The 5,029-nt window shown below is 73.2% G+C and carries 3 protein-coding genes; 2 read left to right on the plus strand and 1 reads right to left on the minus strand.

All coding sequences use genetic code 11. The features are described from left to right. Positions 1-636, minus strand: a 636-nt coding sequence (locus tag ACFC1R_RS34340; RefSeq protein WP_375945485.1) for a HAMP domain-containing protein, incomplete at its 3' end; no start/stop codon positions are given. Positions 637-1,236: 600 nt separating this feature from the next. Here ACFC1R_RS34340 and ACFC1R_RS34345 point away from each other — a divergent pair. Continuing rightward, complete coding sequence (locus tag ACFC1R_RS34345; protein WP_375945476.1) at positions 1,237-3,792, plus strand: SpoIIE family protein phosphatase; 2,556 nt, start codon at positions 1,237-1,239, stop codon at positions 3,790-3,792. A 454-nt stretch (positions 3,793-4,246) separates the two neighbouring features. Then, on the plus strand, positions 4,247-4,807 hold the full coding sequence (locus ACFC1R_RS34350; protein ID WP_375945478.1) for an acetate uptake transporter: 561 nt from the start codon (positions 4,247-4,249) through the stop codon (positions 4,805-4,807). Positions 4,808-5,029: the final 222 nt, after the last annotated feature.

The raw sequence follows: 5,029 nt of genomic DNA on the forward strand, positions 1-5,029 counted from the left end.
GATCTCGCCCCTGGCATCGACCTCGATCTTGCGCGACAGGTCGCCCTTGGCCACCGCCGTCGTCACCTCGGCGATGTTGCGCACCTGCGCCGTCAGCCGGCCAGCCATGGTGTTGACCGAGTCCGCCAGGTCCTTCCAACTGCCCGACATGCCGCGCACCCTGGCCTGGCCGCCCAGCTTGCCCTCGGTACCCACCTCGAGGGCGACCCTGGTCACCTCGTCGGTGAACTCCGACAGCTGGTCCACCAGCCCGTTCACGGTCCGGCCCACCTTGAGGAACTCACCGCGCAACGGGTGGCTCACCCCGTTGGTGTGGACCGAGCGCAGCTCCATCCGCTGGTCCAGGTCGCCCTCGGCGATCGAGGAGAGCACCCGGCCCACGTCGGCCATCGGCCGCGCCAGGTCGTCGATCAGCGCGTTGCAGTTGTCGACCGCCGCCATCCAGGCACCCTCGCCGACCCCGCTCTCCAGACGCTCGGAGAGCCGCCCCTCCCGGCCCACCGCACGGCGGACCCGGGCCAGCTCGCCGGTCAGGTGCTGGTTGCGCTCGGCGACCTCGTTGAACACCGCCGCGATCTCGGCCAGCGGCCCGTCCCCCGGAACGGTCAGGCGACGCCGGAAGTTGCCGTCCCGCATCGCCGTCAGCGCCGCCAGCAGCTTGCGCAGATCGGCGGGCTCGGCCCCCCGGTTGTGGTTCGGACGCCGCCCCAGGCTGCCGCGCGCCTGCGCAGCCCGCCCGGCGCGCGCGGTCGCCGGAGTCGTACCGGGTACGTCCTTGGTGGCCGAACTCAACGGGCCCTCCCACATCGTGACTGCTCAGGTCCGATCGGCAGCGGGCACCGGCCCGCCCCCGAACGCCGCCCCGGCTGCTGCGGACAGCCGCCGACACCCCACCGACCGTACTGCGTCGCCGCATGCTGCGGACCCCCCAGTCTGTCAGCACCGGCGCTCCGTGTCCGGCCCGTTGCACAGGGTCTCCACCGGCCGGGAACAAACTCGTGGCCAGAATCACCCTCAGGTGCCTGTTTCGACGCCCAGGGCCCACGGGGTACCAAGCGGAAAGTAGGGTGGGGCGCTGCACCTGGCCAAAGGCGCTTCCCGCGCCCGCACCGACACCCGCTGCCAGGTCGGCCAGGCCGGGAGGGGTTCCCGGTCGGCGCCACCGGGAAGGCATTCCCGGCCGGTGCCTACCGGCCGGAGCAGAGCCGTCGATCGACCTGATGGGAGAAGTGGCACGTGGTCACCGCGCGCGCAACCGCCACCTTCGAACCGGTCGGCCGCTCGGCCGCGGCCGCGCGCGGCTTCGTCCGCGACGCGCTGCTCGGCTGGGGCCTGCCCGAAGTCGTCGACGACGCCGTGGTCCTGGTCAGCGAACTCGTCACCAACGCCGTGGTGCACGCCGGCACCGCCGCCGAGGTCGCCTGCCTGCGCGAGGAGGACTCGATCCGGATCGAGGTGACCGACCGTCACCCCGAGCGCGGCCTGCCGTCCTTCGCCAACGTCCCCGCCGCCTCCTCCGACCGCTACGCCGACCCGGACGGCGAGGGCGGCCGCGGCCTGCTGATGTGCTCCGCGCTCTCCAGCCGCTGGGGCGTCGAGTACGCCTCCGGACAGAAGACCGTCTGGTTCCGGCTGCCGCTCCCCGTCCAGGTGGCCGGCACCCGCTACGCCCTCCCCAGCCTCCCCGGCGGCGAACTCCCGGACGCCGAAGGGCCGGTCAGGGTCGCGGTCGTCCAGGTGGACGAGCACGGGCTGGTCCGCGCCTGGAACCCGGACGCCGAAGCCCTCTTCCAGCACCCCGCCGACCAGGTCCTCGGCCGCTCCTGGAGCGACCTGGCCGCCTGGCCGCAGACCGCCGGGACCGGCCTCGGCCTCGCCGAGACGCTCCGCCTGGCCCGCTGGGAGGGCAGCTTCGGGCTGCGCCGCGCCGACGGCCGGGTCACCGAGGTGTACGGCCTCCAGGTCCGGGTCCGCGACACCCACGGCATCCCGTCCACCCTCTGTCTGCTGGTCCGCGAGACCGACCGGGGCGTGCTGCGCTCCCCCGGCACCTCCGTCGAGACCCCCTCCGCCATCGAACCGCTGGACCTGCTGGTCGGCCCGCTCGACCAGCACGACCTGGGCGGCCTGCTCCAGCGCGTCGTCGAACGCGCCCGTGACCTGCTCGACGCCGACGCCGCGTACCTGATGCTCACCACCGACGACGAAACCGAGTTCGAGGTCCGCGCGGCCACCGGCCTCAGCCCGGTCGGCCGCCGGAGCGGACCGATCCCGGTCGAATCCGGCGCCGGCCGCTACGACTCCGCCCGGCTGCCCGCCGTGCACGAGGACCTCTCGGTCCGGCCCAGCTCGGCCCCGCTGCTCACCGGCACCGGCCTGCGCTCGCTCATCACCGTCCCGCTCAAGGTGGAGGGCCGCCTCACCGGCTCGCTCGGCGTGGCCGCCGCCACCCCCGGCCGGTACGACAACGAGGACGCGCTGCGCCTGCAGTTCGCCGCCGACCGGATCGCCCTCGCCCTGGAGAGCGCCCGGCTCACCGAGCTCGAACGGCTGCGCAGGGGTTCGCTCTCCTTCCTGGTCGAGGCCTCCGACCTGCTGGCCGGCACCCTGGAGCACCAGCAGACACTCGCCCTGATGGCGCAGATGGCCGTCCCCACCCTCGCCGCCTGGTGCGCGGTCTACACCACCGCCGACCAGAACAGCGGCGCCGAACTCGCCTTCGTCCTGCACGAGGACGAGGACCGGATCGACCCGCTGCGCGCCCTGCTCGACAAGGCCCCCGCACCCGAGACCGACCCCGCGCCCGGCGCCCGCTTCTGGAAGGGCCCGCTGGAGACCGCCCGCGCCTCCGGCCTGGCCGACACCCCCGACCTGGCCGGACTGCTCGGCGAGACCGTGGTCCTGCCGCTCGCCGCCCGCAACCGGGTGATCGGCCTGCTGGTGCTCGGCGTCGGCACCGGCGTCCGCTTCCGCCAGGAGATGCTCGAACTCGCCGAGGACCTCTCCCGCCGAGCGGCCCTCGCGCTCGACAACTCCCGGCTCTACTCCGAGCGCACCGCCACCAGCCAGGCCTTCCAGCGCGCACTGCTGCCACCGGAACTGCCCAAGATCCCGGGCGTCGAGGTCGAGGTCTTCTACCAGGCCGCCGGCGAGGGCAACGAGGTCGGCGGCGACTTCTACGACATCTTCCCGATCCGCCCCGGCACCTACGGCTTCGCCATCGGCGACGTCTGCGGCACCGGTCCCGAAGCCGCCTCGGTCACCGGCCTGGCCCGCCACTCGCTGCGCCTGCTCGCCCGCGAGGGCCTGGACGCGCCACAGGTCCTCACCCGGCTCAACGCCGCCATCCTGGACGAAGGCGCCCGCAGCCGCTTCCTCACCCTGCTGTACGGGGAGTTGACCCCCCGACCGGACGGGACCACCGTGCTGTCGCTGGTCTGCGCGGGCCACCCGCTGCCGCTCCGGCTGCGTACCGACGGCCAGGTCGAACCGGCCGCCTCACCGCAGCCGCTGCTCGGTGTACTGGAGGAACTGGACCTGGAGGCCGAGGAGTTGGTGCTGCACCCCGGAGAGGTCCTGCTCTGCGTCACCGACGGTGTCACCGAACGCCGCGAGGGATCGCGGATGTTGGGCGAGGACGGTCTCGCCCAGGTGCTCGGCGGCTGCACCGGACTCACCGCCGGAGCGGTCGCGGCACGCGTCCAGCGCGCCGTGGAGCGCTTCGCGCCCGAGCCGCCCTCGGACGACATGGCGATCCTCACCCTCCGACTGCCCACCCAGCGAGCCCACTGAGCGGCTGAGCGGCTGAGCGGCTGAGCGGCTGAGCGGCTGAGACACCCTCCCGCTCACTCTCGTTCAGCAAACGGCCATCCTCGGCCGCCCGACGGCTGACGACTGCACAAATTGTGGGATTCACAAGGGTACAAGCCGTCCGGAGGCGGGTACACCGGATTCACCGGGGATTCCCCCGGAGGGGACATCAACCACCGGACCACCACCGGCTCGACCTGCCGGATGTGCCGGTTCTTCACTCCACCGCAGCCGCCCGCACGCCAGCTCCACGCGTCCGGAGCCGTATGCCCGATGCCACTGTGCCCCGCGCACTGTGTCCGGTGCCATGCGCCCTGAACCGCGTGCCGCTCCCGTGCGCCTCCGGCACGGCATCACGCACCGAACCTCGATCGCACCCAAACACCTCGATCGCACTCACGCCGCCACCCGGCACACAGAGTGAAAGGAGCCTCCGGTGAGCACTGAAGCTACCGGGGCGAACGCCCGACCCGCAGGCGCCGACGCGGGTCCCCTCGGATACCTGGCCCTCGGACTGACCCTTCTCGCATACGGCCTGCTCGCCACCGGCATCCTCAGCGGTACCGGGGTCAAGGACGCCGTGGCCCTCGCTCACCTCGTCGGCGGGGTCACCCTCTTCATCGCCGGCCTCTGGCAGCTCCGCAGCGGCGACACCTTCACCGGCACCGCCTTCACCGGCCTCGGCGCCTTCTGGGCCACCTGGTCCGTGGCCGCGGGCGCCGGAAAGCACGCCGCCGGCCTCTTCCTGCTGCTGTGGGCCCTGCTCGCCTTCACCCTCGCGGTCGCCAGCTGGACCTCCGGCCTCTTCAGCCGCCTGGTCTACGGGCTGCTGACGGTCGCCCTGCTGCTCAGCGCCATCGCCACCTTCGCCGGGAGCGGCGGGCTCGCCAAGGCAGCCGGCTGGATCGCCGCCCTCGCCGGCGCGGCCGCCTGGTACTGGGCCACTGCGGCCCTCACCAACAGCGGCTGGGGTCGCATCGCGCTGCCGGTGAAGTAACCGACGACCGGCGGTCTCCAGGCTCCTGGAGAGCCGGAGGGACCAGTCGGCACCGCCGACACCGCCAGCACCGCCGGGCAACCGGGCAACCGGGCAACCGAAAGGGTGGGGCCGGACTCCCGAGGGAGTCCGGCCCCCCCCCCCTGACCCGCGGGGCCCGTGACCCGCCGTCACCGCCGGCCCCCCGGCCGTGTCTGAAAAAAAAAAAACAGCCCCCCGCAC

Origin of the sequence: Kitasatospora sp. NPDC056138, assembly GCF_042264695.1 — a bacterium.
GTDB lineage: Bacteria > Actinomycetota > Actinomycetes > Streptomycetales > Streptomycetaceae > Kitasatospora.